Annotated in this window: 22 protein-coding genes; 11 read left to right on the top strand and 11 right to left on the bottom strand. The window is 67.3% G+C overall.

The features are described from left to right. From H537_RS0136385 to H537_RS0136350, 8 genes are all read right to left on the bottom strand, one after another. Entirely contained in the window at nt 1–732 is a 732-nt protein-coding gene (locus tag H537_RS0136385; RefSeq protein WP_064736116.1) for an ABC transporter ATP-binding protein, read from the bottom strand. Continuing rightward, the gene (locus H537_RS0136380; RefSeq protein WP_051244462.1) at nt 732–1,520 is read right to left on the bottom strand and encodes an ABC transporter ATP-binding protein; all 789 of its coding nucleotides are present in this window, start codon (nt 1,518–1,520) and stop codon (nt 732–734) included. Before H537_RS0136380 ends, H537_RS0136385 begins: the two co-directional genes overlap by 1 nt. After that, nucleotides 1,517–2,539 carry a branched-chain amino acid ABC transporter permease gene (locus H537_RS47680; RefSeq protein WP_084151221.1) on the bottom strand — a complete coding sequence of 341 codons (1,023 nt, stop codon included), beginning with the start codon at nt 2,537–2,539 and terminating at the stop codon, nt 1,517–1,519. The genes H537_RS0136380 and H537_RS47680 overlap by 4 nt, the downstream gene beginning before the upstream one ends. 12 nt (nt 2,540–2,551) lie before the next feature. Beyond that, complete coding sequence (locus H537_RS0136370) at nt 2,552–3,433, bottom strand: branched-chain amino acid ABC transporter permease (protein WP_029001796.1); 882 nt, start codon at nt 3,431–3,433, stop codon at nt 2,552–2,554. Between the two features lie 79 nt (nt 3,434–3,512). Then, nucleotides 3,513–4,679 (bottom strand): ABC transporter substrate-binding protein, encoded by a 1,167-nt coding sequence (locus H537_RS0136365; RefSeq protein WP_029001795.1) that lies wholly within the window; start codon nt 4,677–4,679, stop codon nt 3,513–3,515. Further along, nucleotides 4,676–5,494 (bottom strand): alpha/beta fold hydrolase, encoded by an 819-nt coding sequence (locus tag H537_RS0136360; RefSeq protein ID WP_238446940.1) that lies wholly within the window; start codon nt 5,492–5,494, stop codon nt 4,676–4,678. Before H537_RS0136360 ends, H537_RS0136365 begins: the two co-directional genes overlap by 4 nt. Beyond that, the gene (locus tag H537_RS0136355) at nt 5,491–7,059 is read right to left on the bottom strand and encodes a benzoate-CoA ligase family protein (protein WP_029001793.1); all 1,569 of its coding nucleotides are present in this window, start codon (nt 7,057–7,059) and stop codon (nt 5,491–5,493) included. Before H537_RS0136355 ends, H537_RS0136360 begins: the two co-directional genes overlap by 4 nt. Nucleotides 7,060–7,139: 80 nt before the next feature. Then, entirely contained in the window at nt 7,140–7,634 is a 495-nt protein-coding gene (locus H537_RS0136350) for a 4-hydroxylaminobenzoate lyase (protein ID WP_029001792.1), read from the bottom strand. Nucleotides 7,635–7,785: 151 nt separating this feature from the next. Between H537_RS0136350 and H537_RS0136345 the strand changes: the two genes are divergently transcribed. From H537_RS0136345 to H537_RS0136305, 9 genes are all read left to right on the top strand, one after another. Beyond that, nucleotides 7,786–8,703, top strand: coding sequence for a helix-turn-helix transcriptional regulator (locus tag H537_RS0136345; RefSeq protein ID WP_029001791.1), 918 nt, complete (start codon nt 7,786–7,788; stop codon nt 8,701–8,703). Nucleotides 8,704–8,863: 160 nt separating this feature from the next. Next, nucleotides 8,864–10,531 carry a 2,3-epoxybenzoyl-CoA dihydrolase gene (boxC, locus tag H537_RS0136340; RefSeq protein ID WP_029001790.1) on the top strand — a complete coding sequence of 556 codons (1,668 nt, stop codon included), beginning with the start codon at nt 8,864–8,866 and terminating at the stop codon, nt 10,529–10,531. Between the two features lie 32 nt (nt 10,532–10,563). Then, nucleotides 10,564–12,003 carry a benzoyl-CoA 2,3-epoxidase subunit BoxB gene (boxB, locus tag H537_RS0136335; RefSeq protein ID WP_029001789.1) on the top strand — a complete coding sequence of 480 codons (1,440 nt, stop codon included), beginning with the start codon at nt 10,564–10,566 and terminating at the stop codon, nt 12,001–12,003. Nucleotides 12,004–12,283: 280 nt separating this feature from the next. Further along, nucleotides 12,284–13,522, top strand: a complete 1,239-nt coding sequence (boxA, locus tag H537_RS0136330; RefSeq protein ID WP_029001788.1) for a benzoyl-CoA 2,3-epoxidase subunit BoxA — start codon at nt 12,284–12,286, stop codon at nt 13,520–13,522. A 16-nt stretch (nt 13,523–13,538) separates the two neighbouring features. After that, entirely contained in the window at nt 13,539–14,318 is a 780-nt protein-coding gene (locus H537_RS0136325) for an enoyl-CoA hydratase-related protein (protein WP_029001787.1), read from the top strand. Continuing rightward, nucleotides 14,315–15,862 (top strand): 3-hydroxyacyl-CoA dehydrogenase, encoded by a 1,548-nt coding sequence (locus H537_RS0136320; protein WP_029001786.1) that lies wholly within the window; start codon nt 14,315–14,317, stop codon nt 15,860–15,862. The genes H537_RS0136325 and H537_RS0136320 overlap by 4 nt, the downstream gene beginning before the upstream one ends. Next, nucleotides 15,862–16,320 carry a MaoC family dehydratase gene (locus H537_RS0136315; protein WP_029001785.1) on the top strand — a complete coding sequence of 153 codons (459 nt, stop codon included), beginning with the start codon at nt 15,862–15,864 and terminating at the stop codon, nt 16,318–16,320. Before H537_RS0136320 ends, H537_RS0136315 begins: the two co-directional genes overlap by 1 nt. Before the next feature lie 76 nt (nt 16,321–16,396). Further along, the gene (locus H537_RS0136310) at nt 16,397–17,011 is read left to right on the top strand and encodes a LysE family translocator (protein ID WP_029001784.1); all 615 of its coding nucleotides are present in this window, start codon (nt 16,397–16,399) and stop codon (nt 17,009–17,011) included. Nucleotides 17,012–17,201: 190 nt separating this feature from the next. Further along, the gene (locus H537_RS0136305) at nt 17,202–18,095 is read left to right on the top strand and encodes a DMT family transporter (RefSeq protein ID WP_029001783.1); all 894 of its coding nucleotides are present in this window, start codon (nt 17,202–17,204) and stop codon (nt 18,093–18,095) included. Between the two features lie 545 nt (nt 18,096–18,640). On the opposite strand, the gene H537_RS0136300 is transcribed toward H537_RS0136305, so the two are convergent. The 3 genes from H537_RS0136300 to H537_RS0136290 all read right to left on the bottom strand — a co-directional run bounded on the left by H537_RS0136300 (nt 18,641) and on the right by H537_RS0136290 (nt 20,565). Next, the gene (locus H537_RS0136300; protein ID WP_029001782.1) at nt 18,641–19,381 is read right to left on the bottom strand and encodes an arginyltransferase; all 741 of its coding nucleotides are present in this window, start codon (nt 19,379–19,381) and stop codon (nt 18,641–18,643) included. A gap of 11 nt (nt 19,382–19,392) precedes the next feature. Further along, nucleotides 19,393–20,148 (bottom strand): leucyl/phenylalanyl-tRNA--protein transferase, encoded by a 756-nt coding sequence (gene aat / locus H537_RS0136295; RefSeq protein ID WP_029001781.1) that lies wholly within the window; start codon nt 20,146–20,148, stop codon nt 19,393–19,395. Nucleotides 20,149–20,322: 174 nt separating this feature from the next. After that, entirely contained in the window at nt 20,323–20,565 is a 243-nt protein-coding gene (locus H537_RS0136290; protein WP_029001780.1) for a cold-shock protein, read from the bottom strand. Between the two features lie 193 nt (nt 20,566–20,758). Here H537_RS0136290 and clpS point away from each other — a divergent pair, with 193 nt between their 5' ends. Together clpS and clpA are read left to right on the top strand one after the other, a co-directional pair. After that, the gene (gene clpS, locus H537_RS0136285; RefSeq protein ID WP_029001779.1) at nt 20,759–21,109 is read left to right on the top strand and encodes an ATP-dependent Clp protease adapter ClpS; all 351 of its coding nucleotides are present in this window, start codon (nt 20,759–20,761) and stop codon (nt 21,107–21,109) included. Beyond that, the gene (gene clpA, locus H537_RS0136280) at nt 21,106–23,412 is read left to right on the top strand and encodes an ATP-dependent Clp protease ATP-binding subunit ClpA (protein WP_029001778.1); all 2,307 of its coding nucleotides are present in this window, start codon (nt 21,106–21,108) and stop codon (nt 23,410–23,412) included. The genes clpS and clpA overlap by 4 nt, the downstream gene beginning before the upstream one ends. Nucleotides 23,413–23,414 lie beyond the last annotated feature (2 nt).

The raw sequence follows: 23,414 nt of genomic DNA, 5'->3' as shown, positions 1-23,414 counted from the left end.
TCACACCCCCAGATACCGATGCAGCGCCGCCTCATCGGCAGCCAGCTCGGCCGAGGGCCCCTCCAGCACCACGCGGCCCTTTTCCAGCACCACGCAGCGGTCGGTGTGCGCCAACACCTTCTTGAAGTTGCGGTCCACCACCAGCGAGGCGATGCCGCTGGTGCGGATGAGGCCGATGACGCGCCAGATCTCGGCCACCACCAGCGGCGCCAGGCCCTCGGTGGCCTCGTCCAGGATCATCAGGTCGGGGTTGGTCATCAGCGCGCGGCCGATGGCCATCATCTGCTGTTCGCCGCCGGAGAGCTGCCCGCCGCCGTGCTCCAGCCGCTCCGCCAGCCGCGGGAAGGTTTCCAGCACGCGCTCGAAGGTCCAGTCGCGCTGGCCCCGGGTGCCGGCACGCGCGGCCATCACCAGGTTCTCGCGCACGCTCAGGTTCGGAAACACCCCGCGTCCCTCGGGCACGTAGCCGATGCCCAGGCGCACGATGCGCTCGGGCGGCTGCCCGGTCATGTCCCGGCCCGTCACGCTCACGCGCCCGCCCGAGGCTTTCAGCTGGCCCAGCAGCGTGCGGATGAAGGTGGTCTTGCCCATGCCGTTGCGGCCCAGCAGCCCCACGGCCTCGCCGCGCGCGACGCGCAGCGACACGCCCTGCAGCACGTGGCTCTGGCCGTAGTGGGCGTGCAGATCGGTGGCCCGCAGCAGGTCGTCGGTGTCGTTCAGCACGGCGCTCATCAGTGGCCCTCTCCGAGATAGGCGATCTGCACCTCGCGGTTGGCCCGCACCGCCGCGGGCGTGTCGCTGGCGATCACCCGGCCGTTGACCATCACCGTGATGCGGTCGGCCACGCGGAACACGGCGTCCATGTCGTGCTCCACCAGCAGGATCGCGTGCTCCTGCTTCAGCTCGGTCAGCAGCGACAGCATGCGCTCCGTCTCCTCCGCACCCATGCCGGCCAGCGGCTCGTCCAGCAGCAGCACCTGCGGCGCGCCCGCCAGGCACATGGCGATCTCCAGCTGGCGCTTCTGCCCGTGCGAGAGCGCGCCGGCCACGCGCTCGGCCTGCGCCGACAGGCCCGCCTTGCGCAGCGCCTCGTCCGCGGCGGCCTGGCTCTTGCCGCAGCGCTGCGCCGGCGTCCACCAGTCCCAGGCGCGCTGCCAGCGCGCCTGCGCCGCCAGGCGGCAGTTCTCGCGCACCGTGAAGTTCATGAAGATGGTGTTGCGCTGGTAGGAGCGGCCCAGGCCCGCGCGCGCCCGCTTGGGCTGGCTCCAGGCCGTGGCGTCCTGGCCCATGAGCAGCACGCGGCCCTCGCTGGGCGGGATCTCGCCGGAGAGCAGGTTGATCAGCGTGGACTTGCCTGCGCCGTTGGTGCCGATCACCGCGTGCAGGCTGCCGCGCTCCAGCGTCAGCGACACGCCGTCCACCGCCTTCAGGCCACCGAAGCGGCGCGAGATGTCGCTCGCCACCAGCAGCGCTTGCGTGCTCGCCGCGGCGCCGGCGGCCGGGTTCAGGACCGCGCTCATTGCTTGTCTCCCTTGCGCTGCAGCAGCCCGATGAGCCCGTGCGGCAGCAGGGCGACGAAGGCGATGATGGTGAGACCGAGCGATAGCTGCCAGTGCTTGGCGAAGCTGCCGAAGAGGGCTTCCGACTGGTAGAGCTCCTGCAGCAGCGTGAAGGCCAGGGCGCCCAGCAGCGCGCCGCGCAGGTGGCCCAGGCCGCCCAGGATGATCATCAGCAGCACTGCGCCGCTCTGGTGCCAGCTCAGGATCTCCGGGTTCACGAAGCCGTCCTTGAGCGCGTACAGGAAGCCCGCCAGGCCCGCGAACATGGCCGAGAGCACGAAGGCCGCCAGCTTGTACGGATAGGTCGCGAAGCCGGCGGCGCGCATGCGCTGCTCGTTGGCCTTGACGCCCGCCAGCGCCCGCCCGAAGCGGCTGCGCAGCAGCAGCGCCAGCAGGGTGAAGGTCGCCACCAGGCAGGCCAGCACGAACCAGTAATAGGTGTGGCCCGCATCCAGGTCCAGCAGCTGCAGCTCGCCCAGCTTCACCTCGGGCTTGAAGTAGAGGTAGATGCCGTCGCTGCCGCCGCCCAGCGGCGTGTCGTGGAACACGAAGTAGGCCATCTGCGCGAAGGCCAGCGTGATCATGATGAAGTACACGCCCTTGGTGCGCAGCGACAGCGCGCCCACCGCCAGCGCGTACAGGCCCGCCGCGCCCATGGCCGCGGGCAGCAGCCACCACAGCGAGGCGCCGCCCGCCTGCGGCGTGAGCAGCGCCGCCACGTAGGCGCCGATGCCGAAGAAGCCGGCATGGCCGAAGGCCACCAGCCCGGTCTGGCCCACCAGCAGCTCCAGGCTCAGCGCGAACAGGGCCAGGATCATGATCTTCATCGTCAGCTCGACGTAGAAGCCCGACAGCACCAGCGGCAGCAGCGCCAGCACCAGGAAGCCCAGCAGCACCGGCACCGCCTTGAGCGACAGGCCGCGCGCGGGCGCGGCAGGGGCCGCGGCCGGCAGCGAGGACGAAAGCGTGGTCGTGTTCATCCCGTTGTCTCCTCAACCCGCCTTGAACAGCCCCTCGGGCTTCCACAGCAGCATCACGGCCATCAGCAAGTACACCGAGATCCCGGCGAAGGCCGGGAACAGCACCTTGCCGAAGGTGTCCACCAGGCCCACCAGCAGCGCCGCCACCAGCGCGCCCTTGATCGAGCCGATGCCGCCGATCACCACCACCACGAAGCACACGATCAGCACGCCCGCGCCCATGTTCGGATAGACGCTGGACACCGGCGCCGCGATCATCCCGGCCAGCGCCGCCAGCGCCACGCCGAAAGCGAAGACGATGCGGTAGAGCAGCCGGATGTTCACGCCCATGGCGCGCGCCATCTCGCGGTTGCTGGCGCCGGCGCGGATCTTCATGCCCAGCCGCGTGCGCGTGATCAGCGCCCACATCGCCACCGCGATGGCGACGCACACGCCGGAGATGAAGAGCCGGTAGACCGGGTAGGTCATCAGGTCGCCCAGCGGGATGCTGCCGGACAGCCAGTCGGGCGGCTGCACGCCGTAGACGTCGTTGCCCACCAGGATCGACCGCAGCTCCTCGAACACGAGGATCAGCCCGTAGGTCATGAGCACCTGCTGCAGGTGCTCGCGCTCGTAGAGGTAGCTGAAGAAGACCCACTCCAGCACGTAGCCCAGCAGCACCGACAGCACGATGCCCACCAGCAGCGTGGTGAAGAAGCCGCCGCCCAGGTACTGGTTGACCCACGGCGCCAGCGCGTAGGCCATGTAGGCGCCGATCATGTAGAAGCTGCCGTGGGCGAGGTTGATCACGCCCATGATCCCGAAGATCAGCGTGAGCCCCGAGGCCACGAGGAACAGCAGCAGCCCGTACTGGACCGCGTTCAGGCACTGAATAAGGAAGGTCGCGACGTCCATGGCGGCCCCTGGTGGCCCGCGGCGCGCGCCGCGGGCGGTACTACGGAAAAACGGGCCGGAGGGCCGGCCCGCTCAACGCTCACATGCGGCAGCCGCGTCCCGGGTCGGCCAGCGCCTTCACCGCGATGCCCGTGCTCTTGTTCTCCTTGCCTTCCACCTTGCGCAGGTAGAAGTCCTGCACCGGGTTGTGGTTCTTGGCGATGGTGAAGGTGCCGCGCGGGCTGTCGATCTTGGCCGCCTTGAGCGCGGCGGCGAACTCGGCCTTCTTGCCCACGTCGCCCTTCACGGCGTTCAGGCCCACGCCCAGCATCTGCGCCGCGTCGTAGCCCTGCACCGCGTACACGTCGGGCTGCAGCTTGAAGGCCTTGGCGTAGGCCAGGCGGAAGGCGTTGTCGCGCGGGGTGTTGAGGCCGTCGGCGTAGTGCAGCGTGGTCAGCAGCCCCTGGGCGGCGTCGCCCTGGGCCTCCAGCGTGCCGTCGGTGAGGAAGCCGGCGCCGTAGAGCGGGATGGTCTTGTTCAGGCCCGCCGCGGCGTAGTCCTTGACGAACTTCACCGCGCCGCCGCCGGCGAAGAAGGTGTAGACCGCATCGGGCTTGGCCGCGGCGATCTCGGTGAGCAGCGCCTGGAACTCGACGTTGGGGAAGGGCAGCGTGAGCTGCTTGACCACCTGCCCGCCGCCCTTCTCGAAGGCCTCCTTGAAGCCGGCCACCGACTCGTCGCCCGCGGCGTACTTCCAGGTGATGGTGACGGCCTTCTTGTGCCCGCGCTTGGCCGCCACGTCGCCCATGGCGTAGGCGGGCTGCCAGTTGGAGAAACTGCTGCGGAAGATGTTGGGCGCGCACATCGGGCCGGTGACGGCATCGGCGCCGGCGTTGGGCACGATCAGCAGCGTGTTGCTCTCCTTGGCGGCCTTGGCCATGGCCATGGCGACGCCGGAGTGCACCGTGCCGATGATCACGTCCACCTGGTCGCGCTTGATGAGCTTGTTGACGTTGTCGGTGGCCTTGGACGGGTCGGACTCGTCGTCCACCTTGACGAACTCCAGCTCGCGCCCGGCGAGCTTGCCGCCCTGTTCCTGCACGTAGAGCCGGAAACCGTTCTCGATGGCATTGCCCAGCGCGGCGTAGGTGCCGGTGTAGGGCAGCATGAACCCGACCTTGAGCTTTGCGCCGGCCTGCGCCCAGGCCGACGGGGCCGCCAGCAGCGCGGCGGCGGCCAGCGCGCCCAGCGTGGGGATGAACTTCATGACGTCGTCTCCTTGGGGTGTTGTTGGATGAAATCCCGGGCGGCTCGGATCACCGCCTCAGGCTGGTCGCGGTGCGGCGAGTGGCCGCAGTCGGGCAGCTTCAACAACGCCGTCTGCGGTGCCGCTTCCGCAATGCCGTCGATCTGGGCCATGGTCCCGTAGGGATCACTGAAACCCTGGATTGCCAGCAGCGGGCACTTGATGCTGGAGAGCAGGGGCTGGATCGTCCAGCGGGGGAACTCCCCATCCAGCCAGATGTCGTTCCAGCCCCAGAAGGCCGAGTCCACGTCGTCGTGGTACTTGGCCAGCCCCGCACGCAGCGGGCCGTCGAGGTAGGCCCGGCGCGCCTCGCGGATGCTCGCCAGCCCGAACTCCTCGACCAGGATGTGTGGCGCCATCACCACGGCGCCAGCCACCCGGTGCGGGAAGCTCGCGGCGTGGATCAGCGCGATGGACCCACCGTCGCTGTGGCCGAAGAGCCCGTAGCTCGACTGCACGCCCAGCGCGTCCAGCAGCGCGGGCAGCACCTGCTGCGCCTGGACGTGCATGAAGTCCAGCCCCCAGCGCTCCTCGTGCGGGCGCGGCGTGGAGCGGCCGTAGCCCGGGCGCGAATAGACCAGCCCGCGCGCGCCGGCGGCCTCGCACAGGCGCGCCGGGAAATCCTTCCACATGGACAGCGAGCCCAGGCCCTCGTGCAGGAACACGATCAGCGGCGCGTCAGGCGCGTCGCTGCCTACCCAGCCGAATTCGATGCGCAACTCGCGCCCGCCCACGCGGATGCTGGCGAAGCCGCCGGACACCGCGGCCCCGGTCACTGGTGGGCCTCGCGCTCGCGCAGCTTGAAACGCTGGATCTTGCCGGTGGCGGTCTTGGGCAGCTCGGCCACGAACTCGATGTGCCGCGGGTACTTGTGCGGCGCGAGCTGCTCCTTGACGAAGCTCTTGAGCGCCTCGGCCAGGGCCTCGCCGCCGTCGCGCCCGTCCTTGAGCACCACGTAGGCCTTGGCGCGGGTGAGGCCGTCGGTGTCGCTCACGCCGATGACGGCGGCCTCCAGCACGGCCGGGTGCTGCATGAGGGTGGACTCGACCTCGAAGGGCGACACGTACTGGCCGCTCACCTTCAGCATGTCGTCGCTGCGCCCGGCGTAGACGTAGTAGCCCTCGGCGTCGCGGAAATACTTGTCGCCGCTCTTGGTCCAGGCGCCGCGGAAGGTGTCGCGGCTCTTGTCCCGGTTGCACCAGTACATCAGCGCGGCGCTCGGACCCTGGATGAACAGGTCGCCCACCTGGTCGGCGCCCTCGATGACGCGGCCGTTCTCGTCGCGCAGCTCCACCTCGTAGCCGTCCACCGGCTTGCCGCTGGTGCCGTAGCGCACGTCGCCGGGCCGGTTGGACAGGAAGATGTGCAGCATCTCGGTGGAGCCGATGCCGTCGATGATGTCGGCGCCGAAGCGGGCCTTGAACTTCTCGCCGATCTCGCGCGGCAGCGCCTCGCCGGCCGAAGAGCACAGCCGCAGCGCCACCTGCTCGCGCGTGGGGCACTGGGGCGAGGCCAGCATGCCGGCGTAGCCCGTGGGCGCGCCGAAGAAGACGGTGGGTTTCTGTTCTGTCCAGCGCTTGAACACCGCGTCCGGCGTGGGCCGCTCGGCCATCAGCACCGTGGTGGCGCCCACCGACAGCGGAAAGCTCAGCGCGTTGCCCAGGCCGTAGGCGAAGAACAGCTTGGCGGCGGAGAAGCACACGTCGCGCTCGCCCAGGCCCAGCACCGGGGCGGCGTAGAGCTCGGCCGTCCAGTACAGGTTGCCGTGGGTGTGGACGGTGCCCTTGGGCCGACCGGTGGAGCCGGAGGAGTAGAGCCAGAAGCCGATGTCGTCCGGACCGGTGTCGGCGGGCTTCTCGGCCGGGACGAGCGTCTGCAGCCAGGCGTCGAAGTCCTGCGCGCCCGCGGGCAGCGCGCTGCCGCGCGACACCACCAGCTGCTTCACCTCGTGCGGCGCGCGCTCCATGGCGGCCTGCAGCGTGGGCAGCAGCGCGGCGGAGACCAGGGCGGCCTGCGCGCGGCTGTGGCCGAGCATGTAGGCGTAGTCGTCGGCGGTGAGCAGGGTGTTGACGGCCACCGGCACCACGCCGGCGTACAGGCAGCCCAGGAAGGCCACCGGCCAGTGCACGCAGTCGTGCATCAGCAGCAGCACGCGCTCCTCGCGCCGCAGGCCCAGCATCGCCAGACCCGCGGCCACGCGCTGCGCCTGTTCGGCCAGCTCGCCATAAGTCAGGCGGCCCAGGTCGTCGACGTAGGCCGCCTTGGCGGCGCGGCCGGCGTTGCGCTCGAACAGGTGCTGGGCGAAGTTGAAGCGCGCGGGCGGCGGCGCGGTGTAGGCCATGGCTTGTCTCCTCGGGTCCTCGGATCAGGGCGGGCGGCTTCTCTGTCGGAAGCCTGCCCGGCAGGGGCGCGGCGCCGGCCTCAGGCGGAGGCGGCGCGGCTGAATTCGATGGCGCCCTGCGGCAGCAGGTACAGCACCAGTGCCCGGCCGCCGCTGACGGTGGGGCGGTGCGCGCTGCCCGGGCCGTACACCTTCCAGCCCGCGCCCTGGCCGTCGAAGCGGGCCTCGCCGCCGGGCGTGCCGTCGGCCTGGAGGGGCATGACCATGTCGATCTCGCCGTGGGGGTGCCCGTGGTGCGGGCCGGCCAGATCCTTCATGTCCACCACGTCCACCGAGAAGCCGTGCGTGGCCGCACCCTGCTTAATGACGCGGCCCCAGCGGATGCCGTCGTTCTCGCGGCTGCACATCCAGCCCGCGGCCACCGCCTGGCGGCAGGCCTCGAAGATCGCCTCGAACACCGGGCTGCCGGCTGGGTGCTCGCGGTTCAGCCGCTCGGCCAGCGCGGCGTCAAGCGGCTGGCCTTCCAGCGAGGCGGTGAGCGAGGCGATCAGGTCCTGGAAGCGTTCGGGCGTCATGGTCGTCACGGGGGGGCTGGTCCTTCACCGGGTCTGGTTGCGCCTAGGGACGAACCCTGGTGGTTGAACTAAAGTGCATGACTGAAACTTAAATGCACCCTTGTTCCCGGTCAAGCAATATAGTGCATAAGCCGGGTAAACACCGACCCCCATGGATGCCAACGCCAACCCCTCAGCAGAACAACTTTCGGACCGCCCGGCCGAGGCCCAGCGCGACCCTTTCCTGGCGACGCTGGGCGAGCGCGTGCGCTCGCTGCGGGCGCGCAAGGGGCTGACGCGGCGCGCGCTGGCGCTGGCCAGCGACGTGTCGGAGCGCCACCTTGCCAACCTGGAGTTGGGTGTGGGCAACGCCTCGGTGCTGGTGCTGCGCCAGGTGGCGCGCGCGTTGGACTGCGAGCTGGTGGACCTGCTCAACGACGAGGGTGCCAACGGGCCGGAGTGGCTGCTGATCCGCGAGCTGCTGCGCGGCCGCTCCGACGAGGAACTGCGCCGCGCCCGGTTGGCGCTGAGCGAGCTGTACGGTCAGGCCGGGCCGGCCGATGCGCGCAGCTCGCGCATCGCGCTGGTGGGCCTGCGCGGCGCGGGCAAGTCCAGCCTGGGCCAGCTGCTGGCCGACGAGCTGGACGTGCCCTTCGTCGAGCTGAACAGGGAAATCGAGCGCGTGGCCGGCTGCGGGCTGGGCGAGATCCACAACCTGCTGGGCCCCACCGCCTACCGCCGCTACGAGCGCCGCGCGCTGGAGGAGACGATCCAGCTCTATCCCGACGCCGTGATCGCTACCCCGGGCGGGCTGGTGTCCGACCCCGCGACGCTGAACCTGCTGCTGGCGCACTGCTACACGGTGTGGCTGCGCGCATCGCCGCAGGAGCACATGAGTCGCGTCGTCGAGCAGGGCGACCTGCGGCCCATGGCCGGCAACCAGGAGGCGATGGACGACCTGCGCCGCATCCTGGAAGGCCGCGCCGCCTTCTACGGCAAGGCGGACCTGAGCTTCGACACCAGCGGCAAGACCTTGTCCGAGGCCTTCAGCGGGCTGCGCGAGGCGCTGCGGCAGCAGGCGGGGATCTGAAGGATTCCCGAACGGGTTCAGTGCTCGGTGTTTTCCCGGTGATATGCACTAAAGTGCTTGCAAAGAGTTGACGTGCATCAGGGTCGCACTATCATGCATCACACAAGCACTGCATGATTTTGCATGTCCGGTCCCGCCGGGATGCTGCACAGGAGACCCGATGAACGCTGCCGCTGACACCGCCCGAGTCGACTACCAGATCGAGCCCTCGCAGTACAAGCACTGGTCGCTGCGGACCGAAGGGTCCATCGCGACGCTGACGCTGAACATCGACGAGAACGGCGGCCTGCGCCCGGGCTACAAGCTCAAGCTCAACAGCTACGACCTGGGCGTGGACATCGAGCTCAACGATGCGCTCAACCGCATCCGCTTCGAGCACCCGGAGGTGCGCAGCGTCATCGTCACCAGCGCCAAGGAGCGCATCTTCTGCTCCGGCGCCAACATCTTCATGCTGGGCGTCTCCAGCCACGCCTGGAAGGTGAACTTCTGCAAGTTCACCAACGAGACCCGCAACGGCATGGAGGACTCCAGCGCCCATTCCGGCCTGAAGTTCATCGCGGCCGTCAACGGCGCCTGCGCCGGCGGCGGCTACGAGCTGGCGCTGGCCTGCGACGAGATCATCCTGGTCGATGACCGCTCCTCGGCGGTGAGCCTGCCGGAGGTGCCGCTGCTGGGCGTGCTGCCGGGCACGGGCGGGCTGACCCGCGTCACCGACAAGCGCAAGGTGCGCCATGACCTGGCCGACATCTTCTGCACCACCACCGAGGGGGTGCGTGGCAAGAAGGCCAAGGACTGGCGCCTGGTGGACGAGGTGGTGAAGCCCGCGCAGTTCGCGCAGAAGGTGCAGGAGCGCGCGCAGGCGCTGGCTGCGCAGAGTGACCGTCCGGCGGAAGGCCAGGGCGTGGCGCTGCGGCCGCTGCAGCGCAGCATCGAGGCCGATGCGCTGCGCTACGGCTTCGTCACGGTGGAGATCGACCGCGCCCGGCGCGCCGCGACCTTCACCGTCAGCGCCCCGAGCGCGGCGCAGCCGGCGGACGTGGCCGGCATCGAGGCCGCCGGCACCGCCTGGTGGCCGCTGCAGGTGGCGCGCGAGCTGGACGACGCCATCCTGTCCATGCGCACCAACGAGACCGAGATCGGCACCTGGCTGCTCAAGACCGCGGGCGACGCGCAGGCGGTGCTGGCGGTGGACGCGGTGCTGCAGGCGAACCGGAGTCATTGGCTGGTGCGCGAGACCATCGGGCTGCTGCGCCGCACCTTCTCGCGCCTGGACGTGTCCTCGCGCACGCTGTTCGCGCTGATCGAGCCGGGCTCCTGCTTCGCCGGGCCGCTGCTGGAGTTGGCGCTGGCCTGCGACCGCAGCTACATGCTGGCGCTGCCGGACGACGAAGCCACGGCGCCGAAGATCGTCGCCACCGAGTCGAATTTCGGCCTGTTCCCGATGGCGACGAACCAGTCGCGCCTGGGCCGCCGCTTCTACGACGAGGCGCCGGCGCTGGACGCGGTGCGCGCCCGGCTGGGCGAGGCGCTGGACGCCGATGCCGCCTTCGCGTTGGGGCTGGTGACCTCCAACCCCGACGACATCGACTGGGCCGACGAGGTACGCCTGGCCGTCGAGGAGCGCGCCGCCATGTCGCCCGACGCGCTCACCGGCATGGAGGCCAACCTGCGCTTCAACGGCCCCGAGACCCTGTTCACCCGCGTCTTCGGCCGCCTCACGGCCTGGCAGAACTGGATCTTCCAGCGCCCCAACGCCGTGGGCGACAAAGGGGCGCTCAAGGTCTACGGCAAGGGCGAGAAGGCCCAGTTCGACTTCAACCGCGTCTGACCCGACATTCGACGAACACAGGAGACAACGCCATGTCCACCATCGACTACAGCGAGAAGATTCCCAACAACGTCAACCTGTCCGAGGACAAGACGCTGCAGCGCGCGCTGGAGCACTGGCAGCCCAACTACCTCAACTGGTGGAACGACCTGGGCCCCGAGGGCTCGCAGAACTTCGACGTGTACCTGCGCACGGCCATCAGCGTGGACCCGCAGGGCTGGGCCCAGTTCGGGCACGTGAAGATGCCCGACTACCGCTGGGGCATCTTCCTGAACCCGAAGGAGGAGGGCCGGCAGGTCAACTTCGGCGAGCACAAGGGCGAAGGTGCGTGGCAGGACGTGCCCGGCGAGCACCGCGCCAACCTGCGCCGCATCATCGTCACGCAGGGTGATACCGAGCCCGCGTCGGTGGAGCAGCAGCGCCACCTGGGCCTGACGGCACCGTCCCAGTACGACCTGCGTAACCTGTTCCAGGTCAACGTGGAGGAGGGCCGCCACCTGTGGGCGATGGTGTACCTGCTGCACAAGTACTTCGGCCGCGACGGGCGCGAGGAGGCCGACGCGATGCTGGAGCGCCACTCGGGCGACGCGGACAACCCGCGCATCCTGGGCGCCTTCAACGAGAAGACGCCGGACTGGCTGTCCTTCTACATGTTCACGTACTTCACCGACCGCGACGGCAAGTTCCAGCTGTGCGCGCTGGCTGAAAGCGGCTTTGACCCGCTGGCGCGCACGACCAAGTTCATGCTGACGGAAGAGGCGCACCACATGTTCGTGGGCGAGTCGGGCGTCTCGCGCGTGATCGCGCGCACCTGCGAGGTGATGAACCAGCTCAAGACCGACGACCCGGCCAAGATCCGCGCCGCCGGCGTGATCGACCTGCCGACGATCCAGCGCTACCTGAACTTCCACTTCAGCGTGACCATCGACCTCTTCGGTGCCGACGAGTCGAGCAACGCGGCCATCTTCTACAACTCGGGCCTGAAGGGCCGCTTCGAGGAGACCAAGCGCGGCGACGACCACCAGCTGCACGGCCAGACCTACAAGGTGCTGGGCGTGGAGAAGAGCGGCGACGGCGGCCGGCTGGTGGAGCGCGAGGTGCCGATGCTCAACGCGCTCAACGAGGTGCTGCGCGACGACTACATCAAGGACTCCATCGCGGGCGTGAACCGCTGGAACAAGGTCATCGAGAAGGCGGGCATCCCGTTCCGGCTGGTGGCGCCGCACAAGGCGTTCAACCGCAAGATCGGCTCGCTGGCCGGTGCCAACGTCACGCCCGACGGGCGCGTGGTCAGCAGCGCCGAGTGCGCCGCGCGCCACGACGAATGGCTGCCCTCGGACACGGACCGCGCCTTCGTCGCCTCGCTGATGGGCCGCGTGGTGGAGCCCGGCAAGTTCGCCAACTGGATCGCGCCGCCGGTCATGGGCATCAACCGCCAGCCGGTGGACTTCGAGTACGTGCGGTTCGGCTGAGGCGCTTGGTGGCCGTGAGCTGCTTCGCTCCGACCCCTACTTCGCATCCCCGCGAACTTACTTCGTCATCCCCGCGAAGGCGGGGATCCAGGCGGCCCCACGTCAGCCCGTCAAAGCCGACGCGGGATCGCTGAACCAGCAACCCTTGGTGTGCCGCCCAGGCAGCTCACGAGCCGCTTGGGGGCCGCCTGGATTCCCGCCTTCGCGGGAATGACGAGTTGGTTGGTGAAACGCTTCGGCTCGCGACAAACGTCTTCCCATACACAAGCAAGCTCCAGCCATGAACGCCCCCCTGCCCGAAGTGCTCAAGCAGCACCTGATCGATCCGGAGATCTGCATCCGCTGCAACACCTGCGAGGAGAGCTGTCCGGTCGATGCCATCACGCACGACTCGAACAACTACGTGGTGGACTCGGGCAAGTGCAACTTCTGCATGGCCTGCGTGCCACCGTGCCCCACGGGCGCCATCGACAACTGGCGCACCGTGCTGCGGCTGGAGGCCTACTCGGTCGAGGAGCAGTTCACCTGGGACGAGCTGCCGGCGGAGAAGGCGCTGGGCGTGAACGTGGAGACGCCGGCCGAGGCCGCCGGGCCGCAGGTGCAGGCGCAGGTCCAGGAACTGCCGCTGTCCGAGGCGGTGGCCGGCGCGCAGGTGCCGCCTTGGTCCGCGTCGCACCCCTACGTCAACCTCTACACGCACAAGAACCCCGTGACGGCCACGGTGGCCGGCAACTACCGGGTGACGGAGCTGGGCACCGACAGCGACACGCACCACATCGTCCTGGACTTCGGCAACGTGCCGTTCCCGGTGCTGGAAGGGCAGTCGCTGGGCATCCTGCCGCCGGGCGTGGACGCCAACGGCCGCCCGCACCACGCGCGCCAGTACTCCATCGCCAGCCCGCGCGACGGCGAGCGCCCCGGCTACAACAACGTCTCGCTCACGGTGAAACGCGTGACGGCGGACTACCAGGGCCGGCCGGTGCGCGGCGTGGCGTCGAACTACCTGTGCGACCTGAAGAAGGGCGACCCGGTGCAGGTGATCGGCCCCTTCGGCAGCACCTTCCTGATGCCCAACCACCCGGGCAGCCACCTGGTGATGATCTGCACCGGCACGGGCAGCGCCCCCATGCGCGCCATGACCGAGCGCCGTCGGCGCCGCCGCGGCCAGGGCGAGGGCGGCAAGCTCATGCTCTTCTTCGGCGCCCGCACGCAGCAGGAGCTGCCGTACTTCGGCCCGCTGATGAACCTGCCCAAGGACTTCATCGACATCAACTTCGCCTTCTCGCGCATCCCGGGCCAGCCGCGGCGCTACGTACAGGATGTGATGCGCGAACGTGCGGCAGACTTGGCGTTGCTGCTGCGCGATCCGAACACCTGCTTCTACGTCTGCGGCCTCAAGGGCATGGAGGCCGGCGTGCTGGAGGTGCTGCGCGACGTGGCGACGCAGCACGACCTGGACTGGCCCGCGCTGCACCAGCAGCTCAAGCGCGACGGCCGGCTGCACCTGGAGACCTATTGATGCAGGAGATCCGCCAATGACCGTTGTCGTGGAGCGCGGCGCCGTGGCGCGCGTGCGCATGAACCGCCCCGAGGTGTTCAACGCCTTCGACGAGGCCATGATCGCCGCCCTGCACGACGCCTTCACCGCGCTGGCCGAGGACCCGGCCGTGCGCGTGATCGTGCTGGAGGGCGCGGGCAAGGCCTTCAGCGCGGGGGCGGACCTGCAGTGGATGCAGCGCGCCAGCAGCGCCAGCCAGGAGTGGAACCTGCAGGATGCGCGCCGCTTCGCCGGCATGCTCGCGGCCATCCAGCAGTGCCCCAAGCCGACCATCGCGCGCGTGCAGGGCGTGGCGCTGGGCGGCGGCGTGGGGCTCACCTGCGCCTGCGACATCGCCATTGCCGGGGAGGACGCCAAGTTCGCTGTGAGCGAGGCGAAGTTCGGCATCCTGCCCGCCGTGATCGGGCCCTACGTGACCAACGCCGTGGGCAAGCGCCAGGCGCTGCGGCTGGCGCTGACCACCAGCCGCATCGGCGCGCAGGAGGCGCTGGACATCGGGCTGGTGCAGAAGGTCGTGCCGCTGGACGGCCTGGACAGCGCGGTGGACGCCATGGCGGCGGAGCTGCTGGTGGGCGGTCCGAACGCGCAGCGCGAGATCAAGCAGCTGTTCGCGCAGTTGGAAGTCGGGCCCATCACGAACGAGGTGCGCGAGCTCACGGCGCAGACCATCTCCCGTGTGCGCAGCACGGACGAGGCGCGCGAGGGCTTCGATGCTTTCCTGGCCAAGCGGCCCGCGAACTGGATTCCCAAGGCATGAACATCGAGACGCTGGAGGGCGCGCCGCTGCTGGTGGTGGGCGCGGGGATCATGGGCGCGGGCATCGCGCAGGTGGCGGCGCAGGCCGGGCACGCGGTGATGCTGTTCGACCTGCGCGAGGGCGCCGCGGCCGAGGCCAGGGCCAAGCTGGGCAAGGGCCTGGAAGCGCTGGCGGCCAAAGGAAAACTCACGGCGCAGGAGGCGGCGCAGACGCTCGCGCGCATCGAGGCGGTGCCCTCGCTGGAGGCCGCGGCCTCGGCGCGGCTGGTGGTGGAAGCCGTGGTCGAGAAGCTCGACGCCAAGCGCGCGCTGTTCCGCCAGCTTGAAGGCATCGTGGGCGCGGATTGCGTGCTGGCGACCAACACCTCCTCCATCTCCGTCACCGCCATCGCCAACGGGCTGCAGTGCCCCGGGCGGCTGGTGGGCATGCACTTCTTCAACCCCGTGCCGCTGATGAAGTTAGTAGAAGTGGTGTCGGGGCTGCAGACCGAGCCGGCGGTGGCGCAGGCGATCCACGCGCTGTCCCGACGCTGGGGCAAGGTGCCGGTGTTCGCGCGCTCCACGCCGGGTTTCATCGTCAACCGCATCGCGCGCCCGTACTACGCGGAGACGCTGGCACTGCTGCAGGAGCAGGCCGGCACGCCGGCGCTGCTGGACGCCTGCCTGCGCGCCGCAGGATTCCGCATGGGGCCGTGCGAGCTGATGGACCTGATCGGGCACGACACGAACTTCTCGGTCACGCAGTCGGTGTTCGAGGCCAATTTCTTCGACAAGCGCTTCGTGCCCTCGCTGGTGCAGCGCGAGCTGGTCGATGGCGGGCTGCTCGGGCGCAAGTCGGGGCGCGGCTTCTACGACTACGCCGAGGGCGCGGCGAAGCCGGCGCTGCCGGAGCACGTGCCGGCGGAGCTGCCGGCGGCCACGCTGCTGAGCCTGCACGGCCAGGGCCCGGTGGCGCGGTGCCTGGGCGACGCGCTGGCGGCGGCGGGGCGGGGCTTCGAGCCGGTGCCGGACAGCGACTGGATCGGTTTGGAGATCGACGGCGCCCAGCTGCGCCTGACCGACGGGCGCCCGGCCTCGCAGGTGGGTGCGGGCGGGGTGGCCGAGGTGGCGGTGTTCGACCTGCCGCTGTCGGCTCAGCCCGGCTCGGTGCTGGCCTGGGCGCCGGCGCTGCAGGCCTCGCCGGCCTGGTGCGAGCTGGCGCCGCGCTGGCTGCGGGCGCTGGGCTTCAATGCGCAGCGCCTGGCCGACGCGCCGGGGCTGGTGGTGGCGCGCACCATCGCCATGCTGATCAACGAGGCCGCCGACGCCGTGCACCAGGGCGTGTGCGACGAGGGCGGGGCGGACGCGGCGATGAAGCTGGGCGTGAACTATCCGCAGGGTCCCTTCGAGTGGCTGCGCGGCTGGGATGCCGCGGCCGTGATCGCGCTGCTCGATGCGTTGGACGCCCATTACCGCGGCGAGCGCTACCGTGTCAGCCCGGGCCTGCGGCTGCGCGCGTGGGGGCAGGGCGGTCACGAGGCGGTGTGCGTCGGAGGCAATGCCTGATGAAATTCGCCGAGTTTCACGAGGGGCAGCGCATCACGGCCGGGCCGGCGAGCCTGAGCGAGGCAGAGATCGTCGCGTTCGCGTCGGCCTGGGATCCGCAGTGGTTCCATACCGATCCGGCTGCCGCGGAGGGCGGGCCGTTCAAGGGGTTGATCGCCAGCGGCTGGCAGACCTGCGGGCTGGCGATGCGGCTGGCCTGCCAGGCGGCGTTGGACGGCTCCGAGAGCTTTGCCTCGCCGGGCATCGCCTACATCAAGTGGCCCAGCCCGGTGCGCCCCGGCGACCCGATGCGGCTGGAGGCCACGGTGCTGGAGGTGCGTCGCTCGCAGAGCAAGCCGAACCTGGGCGTGCTGCGCTGGCGCTGGGAGCTGCTGCACGTCGACGGGCGCCAGGCGCTGGAACTGGAAGCGACCAGCCTGTTCGACCTCTCGCGCAGCGAGGGCGGTCCGGCGGCTTGAGCGGCGTCCCGGAGCCTGAGACGGGTTGTGGCCCCGTCCGCGGATCGCCCCGCAGCCGCTGGATAGACTGCACCGGATGAGTGCAGATGAATTCGTGGCCCTGCTTACGCTGGCCACGGCGATGAGTTTCACGCCTGGTCCCAACACCACCTTGTCCACGGCGCTGGCCGTGAATTTCGGCCTGCGCCGGGCGCTGGTGTTCGTGAGCGCGGTGCCGGTGGGCTGGACGCTGCTGATGCTGGGCTGCGGCCTGGGCGTGGGGGCGCTGCTGTTGGCGCTGCCGGCAGCGCGTTGGGCGGTGAAGGGGGCCGGCATCGCCTACCTGCTCTGGCTGGCCTGGAAGCTGGCTCAGGCGGGACAGCTCGGACAGGCGGATGCGCGGCGCCTGGACGTCGGCTTCTGGCAGGGCGTGGGGTTGCAGTTCCTCAACATCAAGGCGTGGATGCTGGCGCTGGCCCTGGCGGGCGGCTGGGTGAGCAGCGCAGGCGGCCAACCGTCGACGAATCCGGGGCAGCGGCTGCTGATCGTGTGCGCGGTGATGGTGGTGTTCGCCTGGAGCAGCAACTTCAGCTATGCGCTCGTAGGCTCGGCGCTGCGCGGCTGGCTGGCGCAGGGGCGGCGGCTGCTGTGGTTCAACCGCGCCATGGCGCTGGTGCTGGTGCTGACGGCGGCGTGGATGACGCGGGCGTGAGCGGGAACGGCAACGGGGGCAGGCCTCGTTCATGAACAGCCTCGGCGGGATCCACGCCCTGCAGAGTGGCCGAATCGAAGGAGCGGCACGCTTTCCTCTGGCTAACGCAGCAGTGCAATGGCACCAAGTGCGGCACGAGCCGTGGCATCACCGTAGTGGGAGCCTCATCGGCGCGATTTGAGAGACATACATGGGTGTTCTGGAGACGGCGGAACGTGAGCGGCGGGGCTTGTGGCTGGGGCTGCTGGGCGTGGTGATCTTCGCGATGACGCTGCCAATGACGCGGTTGGCCGTGGGAGACATACAGGATCCCCAGTTGCCCCCGTTCTTCGTGACGGCGGGGCGGGCGGCCGGCGCCGGCGTGCTCAGCCTGTTGTGGCTGCTGGCGCAACGGGCCGCTTGGCCGAAGCGCGAGCAGCTCGCGGCGCTGGGGATTAGCGCGGTAGGCACGGTGCTGGGCTTCCCGTTGTTCCTGGCCCTCGCACTGCGCCAAGCGCCGGCCATGCATGCGGCCGTGGTGACGGGCGTGTTGCCGCTGGCCACGGCGGTGATGGCGGCGTTGTGGCTGCGCCAGCGGCCGTCCTTTGGCTTCTGGCTGTGTGCGTCGATGGGCTGCGGGCTGGTCGTGGCCTTCGCATTGCGCGAGGGCGGGGGTATCACGGTGGCCGATCTGCTGCTGCTGGGCGCGGTGCTGTCCGCCGCGGTGGGCTACGTGGCGGGCGCGCACCTGGCGGCGCAAATGGGCGCCGAGCGCGTGATCTGCTGGGTGTTGGTGCTGAGCCTGCCCTTGACGTTGCCGGCGAGCTTGCTGTCCTGGCCGGCCGAGCCGGCACGGGCATCCGCTTGGCTGGGCTTCGGCTATGTCACGCTGTTCTCGATGTGGCTGGGCTTCTTCGCCTGGTACCGGGGGCTGACGTGGGGTGGGGCTGTGCGGGTAAGCCAAGTGCAGCTGCTGCAGCCCTTCTTGGCCCTGTTGTTCGCCGTGCCGGTGCTGGGCGAGCCGCTGGAGGCGGCGACGGTGGGTTTCTCACTGGCCGTGATGGCGACGGTGCTGGTCGGGCGGCGTATGCCGATTGCGTCGTGAAAGGAGGGGCTGTGCGGGAGGGTGTCCGGACTGGCTCGGGTGCTGACGCGCAACTGCATGTGCTGGCGGGATGGCTTTGGCCGCCATGGCACTGGGCGAGTAGCCGGACAGGCCGGCAAGGCGCGAGCGGCCAGCGCGCTGCGCCATGGTGGGGAGAGCTTGGCTTGGTCAGAGATGAATGGTCGCTTCTCGCACATTGACCGGTGATGGATGTCGATCGATCAATGCACAACGTACAGGAATAAATCTACAAAACTCGATCAATTTCAGCGACCTTGAGAAGGAATACATGCAACCAAAGAAGGGGCTGCCTCGAGCCTGATGAATTGCCGACCGCCAAGGCAGGACCTGCTTAAGACTCATAGGGAGCCTTGGAGCGGTTTTCTCCCACGCTAAGGTTTTTGAGGATTACACGAAGCGGAAGCAAGGACTGAAATCGATGCCCAAGCCAAGCCAAGCGGAGCGGAGCGGCGCGGCTCGCTTCACGCTCGGAATAGAGCCCGCCGGCGGTAGCACGGCCGAAGCAGAGCAGGGCGGCAGGCGGCTCAGGCCGCTTCGCCTGGTTGCCACTGGCCGTCGACAAGCAGTTCGTGCGGACGGAACTGGGCCTTGTAGGCCATCTTGTGACTGTTGCTGATCCAGTAGCCCAGGTACAGGAACGGCAACTTCAGCAGCCGCGTCTGCTCGACTTGCCAGAGGATGTTGTAGGTGCCATAGCTGGCGTCATCGTCCGGTTCGTAGAAGGTGTAGACGGCCGAGAGCCCGTCGCTGAGTACGTCCAGAATGGAAACCATCTTGAGTGGACCCAAGCCGGATTCGCTGGGCTCGCGGAATTCCACCAGCCGTGAGTTGACACGGCTCTGGAGCAGGAACTGGGTGTACTGGTCCACGCTGTCGTGGTCCATGCCGCCGCCGCTGTGCCTGCCGGACTGGTAGCGCAGATAAAGCTGGTAGTGCTCAGGCAGGAAGCACAAGCGCAACACGCGGGCTACCAGACCGCGATGGGCCTTCCAGGCCCTGCGCTGGCTTCGGGAAGGCTTGAACTGCTGCACCGGCAGCCGCAGCGGGACACAAGCCCTGCAGCCGTCGCAGTAAGGCCGGTACGTGAACAGACCGCTGCGGCGAAATCCGCGTGCCACGAGTTCGGAGTAGGCGTCAGCGTGGATCAGGTGGCTTGGTGTCGCGACCTGAGACCGCGCCAAGCGGCCCGGCAAGTAGCTGCAGGGGTAAGGAGCCGTGGCATAGAACTGCAACGACGCGAGGGGAAGTTCCTTGGGAGCAGTCACGCGGGAGATCCTCAGGGCGTCGGGCGCAGGCCGAGCTGCGTCCACATCGACTCATGATAGGTCCAGCTCCGCACGGGTTCGGCATCGACCGTGGCCGCGAGATGGCACAGGAACTCTGAGCGCGGCACCTCGCGTGCACCCAGGGAAGCCAAGTGCGACGTGTTCTGTTGGCAATCCACAAGCCCAATGCACTGGGAGCGACAGAAGCAGACCAGTGCGGCCAAGGCTATCTTGGAGGCATCGGTGCGGCGGGAGAACATCGACTCACCGAAGAACATGCGGCCGAGCCCCACGCCATACAGCCCGCCAACAAGTTCGCCATCGACCCAGGTCTCGAAGCTGTGAACAGTGCCCGCTTCGTGCCATACGAAGTAGGCCTGCTGCATGGCGGGGAGAATCCAGGTGCCATCCTGGCCGTCACGCGGACTGTAGGCACAGGCTTGGATCACATCCGAAAAAGCGCTGTCCACCCGGATCTCGCAGCCCGGGGTGCCAATGAACCGCTGCAGTGTCTTGCGCAGCGATCGGTGAAGACGAAATTCATTCACAGGCAGCACCATGCGGGGGTCTGGTGACCACCACAGCACAGGTTGACCTTGTGAATACCAGGGAAAGATGCCTTTGCGGTAGGCCTCGTGGAGACGGGCCAGTGTGAGGTGGCCTCCCGCTGCCAGCAGTCCAGGCGCCTGTGAAGCACGTCCTAGCGCTGACGAGGGAGGCGGCAAAGGCGTGTGATCATCATCCAGCCATGGCAACGGCAGACCCATACAACAAGAAATCCGCGTTCCTTAAAAAGGATGGATCGTTTGACAGCCTGACGAACAACGCCAGATGTCGAAGCTCGACCCCGCTGCGCTGCTCCAGTCAGAGCTGTACCGTAATACAGCGAGCCTGAAGCTGCTGCCGCTGATCAGAAAGCAGCGGCAGAGGCCCCAAGCGCCTTAACGATGGTCCGTTCCGCTGACGGCCGAGGTCGGCGTGTCAATGGCCCGGATGTTCTGCGCCAGTTCACCCTTTGGACCCTTAACGATCTCAAAGCTCACCCGGCTACCTTGCTTCAAGGTGCGGAAGCCTTCCATCTGGATGGCCGAAAAGTGAGCAAACACGTCTGCTCCCCCATCGGCAGGCTGAATGAAGCCAAAACCCTTAGCGTCGTTGAACCATTTGACAGTACCGATAGCCATCTCTGCGTCCCTCCAGGTGTTTTTGCTGCGGTGCAACAGATTTTCTTGGGCGCTTTGACCTCGTGTCAATGAGCAGCGACACCATCTTTACACAAATTGATACACGCAGTGGCCTCGGTAGTCTTGCAGCGACGCCCCCTGGCGCAATATCCGCAGCAGATGCCAGCGCAAAGCAAGTCGATAGAATGAATCCATGCCCTCGGAACCCCCCAAGCCCCCTTCGCGAGCGCCTGTTGCGCCCGGACGCGACGACGGTGCAGTCGTGGTGGAGCGCAAGACGGCGCGCACCAAACCACCACGCATGTATCAAGTCGTCCTGCTTAATGACGACTACACACCGATGGAGTTCGTCGTGATGGTGTTGCAGGAGTACTTCAAGCGCGACTTGGAGACAGCCACGCACATCATGTTGAAGATCCATCACGAAGGTCGGGGCGTCTGCGGTGTCTACACCAAAGACGTTGCGGCTACCAAGGTTGAACTGGTACTGGCAGCGGCTCGCCGCTCCGGTCATCCGCTGCAGTGCATTATGGAGGCCGCATGATCGCGCAAGAACTTGAAGTCAGCCTGCACATGGCGTTCGTCGAAGCGCGCCAGCAGCGGCACGAATTCATTACGGTTGAGCATTTGCTGATGGCACTGCTTGACAACCCATCGGCTGCAGAAGTGCTACGTGCATGCGCAGCCAACATTGATGACCTGCGCAAGAGCTTGTCAGCCTTCATCAAGGAAAACACGCCAACGGTGGGTGGCACTGACGAGGTCGATACGCAACCGACTCTAGGCTTCCAGCGCGTGATCCAGCGCGCAATCATGCATGTGCAAAGCACGGGCAGTGGCAAGAAGGAGGTCACTGGTGCCAATGTGCTGGTGGCGATTTTTGGAGAGAAGGACTCGCACGCCGTGTACTACTTGCATCAGCAAGGTGTAACGCGCTTAGACGTCGTCAATTTCATTGCTCACGGCATCAAGAAGTCCGATCCACCGGAACCGGCCAAGTCCAACGACAACAGCCCCAGTAACGAGGGTGAGAAGGAAGAAGCGGGCGAGGGCAAGGGATCGCCGCTGGATCAGTTCACTCAAAATCTTAATTCTCTGGCCACTGCCGGCAAGATTGACCCGCTCATTGGCCGCGAAGGGGAAGTGGAGCGCGTCATCCAGGTATTGTGCCGTCGACGCAAGAACAACCCGCTGCTGGTAGGAGAAGCTGGCGTAGGCAAGACTGCAATTGCAGAGGGCCTTGCTTGGCGTATCACGCAGGGCGAAGTGCCTGAAGTACTGGCTGGATCCACTGTCTATGCACTGGACATGGGCGCCTTGCTAGCGGGCACCAAGTACCGTGGTGATTTCGAGCAGCGTCTCAAGGGTGTGCTGAAGCAACTCAAGGATCAGCCGCACGCGATTCTCTTCATCGACGAGATTCACACCCTCATCGGCGCCGGTGCTGCCTCTGGTGGGACGCTTGATGCCAGTAATCTACTCAAACCGGCATTGAGCTCGGGAGCGATGAAGTGCATTGGGGCGACAACCTTCAGTGAGTACCGGGGGATCTTCGAGAAGGATGCAGCCTTATCGCGTCGTTTCCAAAAAGTGGACGTGGTAGAACCGTCGGTGGAACAGACGGTAGAAATTCTTAAGGGGTTAAAGTCCCGCTTTGAAGAACACCATAGTGTCAAATACGCACTGGGCGCCCTGCAAGCCGCTGCAGAGTTGTCGGCCAAGTACATCAATGATCGTCACCTTCCTGACAAGGCGATCGATGTCATTGACGAAGCAGGTGCAGCCCAACGGATCCTGCCCAAGAGCAAGCAGAAGAAGACGATAACTCGTACTGAGGTCGAAGAGATCGTCTCAAAGATCGCGCGCATACCGCCGGCCTCGGTGTCGAGCGATGACCGCAGCAAACTCAAGACGCTGGACCGGGACCTCAAGAGCGTGGTGTTCGGCCAAGACCCGGCTATCGACGCCCTAGCTGCTGCAATCAAAATGGCACGTTCCGGCCTAGGCAAGCCGGACAAACCCATCGGCTCGTTCTTGTTCAGTGGTCCGACTGGCGTTGGCAAGACCGAAGTAGCCAAGCAACTGGCGTTTATCCTGGGCATTGAACTTATCCGCTTCGACATGTCCGAGTACATGGAACGCCATGCGGTGAGCCGTCTCATTGGTGCGCCTCCCGGATATGTTGGCTTTGACCAGGGAGGTTTGTTGACTGAGGCGGTCACCAAGAAGCCTCACGCGGTCCTCCTATTGGACGAGATCGAGAAAGCCCATCCTGATGTCTTTAATGTGCTGTTACAGGTCATGGACCATGGCACGCTGACCGACAACAACGGGCGCAAAGCTGACTTCCGCAATGTCATCATCATCATGACAACTAACGCGGGCGCGGAAACGATGAACAAGGCCACGATCGGTTTCACGACCCGACGCGAAAGCGGTGACGAGATGGCCGACATCAAGCGGCTGTTCACACCCGAATTCCGCAATCGGCTTGATGCCACAGTCAGCTTCAGGGCGCTGGATGAAGAGATCATCCTGCGCGTAGTGGATAAGTTCCTCCTGCAACTTGAAAGTCAGCTTTCCGAGAAGAAGGTGGAAGTGACATTCACGGATGCGTTGCGTAAGCACCTGGCCAAGAAGGGCTTCGATCCGCTTATGGGTGCACGCCCAATGCAGCGGTTGATCCAGGACACCATTCGCCGCGCCTTGGCTGATGAGCTGTTATTTGGTCGCTTGGTGGACGGTGGGCGGCTGACGGTAGACCTTGACGACAAGGATGAGGTGCAGCTGCAGATCGAGCCGCGCAAGAGTGATCGTCCACGCGCGGAGCCTGCGACGACATCTTGATA

Source organism: Azohydromonas australica DSM 1124 (assembly GCF_000430725.1).
Lineage (GTDB): Bacteria > Pseudomonadota > Gammaproteobacteria > Burkholderiales > Burkholderiaceae_C > Azohydromonas > Azohydromonas australica.
The sequence above is the reverse complement of the archived record's forward strand: the minus strand, read 5'-3'. Positions and strand labels throughout refer to the sequence as shown.

Coding starts and splice junctions, on each gene's coding strand:
- H537_RS0136385 (WP_064736116.1), bottom strand. CDS start 732: ATGAGCGCCGTGCTGAACGACACCGACGACCTGCTGCGGGCCACCGAT.
- H537_RS0136380 (WP_051244462.1), bottom strand. CDS start 1,520: ATGAGCGCGGTCCTGAACCCGGCCGCCGGCGCCGCGGCGAGCACGCAA.
- H537_RS47680 (WP_084151221.1), bottom strand. CDS start 2,539: ATGAACACGACCACGCTTTCGTCCTCGCTGCCGGCCGCGGCCCCTGCC.
- H537_RS0136370 (WP_029001796.1), bottom strand. CDS start 3,433: ATGGACGTCGCGACCTTCCTTATTCAGTGCCTGAACGCGGTCCAGTAC.
- H537_RS0136365 (WP_029001795.1), bottom strand. CDS start 4,679: ATGAAGTTCATCCCCACGCTGGGCGCGCTGGCCGCCGCCGCGCTGCTG.
- H537_RS0136355 (WP_029001793.1), bottom strand. CDS start 7,059: ATGGCCTACACCGCGCCGCCGCCCGCGCGCTTCAACTTCGCCCAGCAC.
- H537_RS0136350 (WP_029001792.1), bottom strand. CDS start 7,634: ATGACGCCCGAACGCTTCCAGGACCTGATCGCCTCGCTCACCGCCTCG.
- H537_RS0136345 (WP_029001791.1), top strand. CDS start 7,786: ATGGATGCCAACGCCAACCCCTCAGCAGAACAACTTTCGGACCGCCCG.
- boxC (WP_029001790.1), top strand. CDS start 8,864: ATGAACGCTGCCGCTGACACCGCCCGAGTCGACTACCAGATCGAGCCC.
- boxB (WP_029001789.1), top strand. CDS start 10,564: ATGTCCACCATCGACTACAGCGAGAAGATTCCCAACAACGTCAACCTG.
- boxA (WP_029001788.1), top strand. CDS start 12,284: ATGAACGCCCCCCTGCCCGAAGTGCTCAAGCAGCACCTGATCGATCCG.
- H537_RS0136325 (WP_029001787.1), top strand. CDS start 13,539: ATGACCGTTGTCGTGGAGCGCGGCGCCGTGGCGCGCGTGCGCATGAAC.
- H537_RS0136320 (WP_029001786.1), top strand. CDS start 14,315: ATGAACATCGAGACGCTGGAGGGCGCGCCGCTGCTGGTGGTGGGCGCG.
- H537_RS0136315 (WP_029001785.1), top strand. CDS start 15,862: ATGAAATTCGCCGAGTTTCACGAGGGGCAGCGCATCACGGCCGGGCCG.
- H537_RS0136310 (WP_029001784.1), top strand. CDS start 16,397: ATGAGTGCAGATGAATTCGTGGCCCTGCTTACGCTGGCCACGGCGATG.
- H537_RS0136305 (WP_029001783.1), top strand. CDS start 17,202: ATGGGTGTTCTGGAGACGGCGGAACGTGAGCGGCGGGGCTTGTGGCTG.
- aat (WP_029001781.1), bottom strand. CDS start 20,148: ATGGGTCTGCCGTTGCCATGGCTGGATGATGATCACACGCCTTTGCCG.
- H537_RS0136290 (WP_029001780.1), bottom strand. CDS start 20,565: ATGGCTATCGGTACTGTCAAATGGTTCAACGACGCTAAGGGTTTTGGC.
- clpS (WP_029001779.1), top strand. CDS start 20,759: ATGCCCTCGGAACCCCCCAAGCCCCCTTCGCGAGCGCCTGTTGCGCCC.
- clpA (WP_029001778.1), top strand. CDS start 21,106: ATGATCGCGCAAGAACTTGAAGTCAGCCTGCACATGGCGTTCGTCGAA.